Source organism: Cytobacillus eiseniae (assembly GCF_017874625.1).
GTDB lineage: Bacteria > Bacillota > Bacilli > Bacillales > Cytobacillaceae > Cytobacillus > Cytobacillus eiseniae.
In genome coordinates this window covers 1-1,027 of the sequence record NZ_JAGIKZ010000065.1, presented here as the reverse complement: position 1 = coordinate 1,027, position 1,027 = coordinate 1, and the positions used below count along the sequence as shown (strand labels likewise).

Sequence of the window (1,027 nt, the reverse complement as noted above, 5' to 3'; positions counted from 1 at the left end):
TGGTTAAGTCCTCGACCGATTAGTATTTGTCAGCTCCACGTGTCACCACGCTTCCACCCCAAACCTATCAACCTGATCATCTTTCAGGGGTCTTACTAGCTTGACGCTATGGGAAATCTCATCTCGAGGGGGGCTTCATGCTTAGATGCTTTCAGCACTTATCCCTTCCGCACATAGCTACCCAGCGATGCCTTTGGCAAGACAACTGGTACACCAGCGGTGCGTCCATCCCGGTCCTCTCGTACTAAGGACAGCTCCTCTCAAATTTCCTGCGCCCACGACGGATAGGGACCGAACTGTCTCACGACGTTCTGAACCCAGCTCGCGTACCGCTTTAATGGGCGAACAGCCCAACCCTTGGGACCGACTACAGCCCCAGGATGCGATGAGCCGACATCGAGGTGCCAAACCTCCCCGTCGATGTGGACTCTTGGGGGAGATAAGCCTGTTATCCCCGGGGTAGCTTTTATCCGTTGAGCGATGGCCCTTCCATGCGGTGCCACCGGATCACTAAGCCCGACTTTCGTCCCTGCTCGACTTGTAGGTCTCGCAGTCAAGCTCCCTTATGCCTTTACACTCTACGAATGATTTCCAACCATTCTGAGGGAACCTTTGGGCGCCTCCGTTACTCTTTAGGAGGCGACCGCCCCAGTCAAACTGCCCACCTGACACTGTCTCCTGCCCCGATAAGGGGCATGGGTTAGAATTTCAATACAGCCAGGGTAGTATCCCACCAATGCCTCCACCGAAGCTAGCGCTCCGGCTTCCAAGGCTCCTACCTATCCTGTACAAGCTGTACCGAAATTCAATATCAGGCTACAGTAAAGCTCCACGGGGTCTTTCCGTCCTGTCGCGGGTAACCTGCATCTTCACAGGTACTATAATTTCACCGAGTCTCTCGTTGAGACAGTGCCCAGATCGTTACGCCTTTCGTGCGGGTCGGAACTTACCCGACAAGGAATTTCGCTACCTTAGGACCGTTATAGTTACGGCCGCCGTTTACTGGGGCTTCAATTCAGAGCTTCGC

General features: G+C 54.2%; 1 rRNA gene. It reads right to left on the bottom strand.

What is annotated here, in order from left to right:
* Positions 1-1,027: ribosomal RNA gene (locus J2Z40_RS19685) — 23S ribosomal RNA — on the bottom strand; the annotation flags it as partial.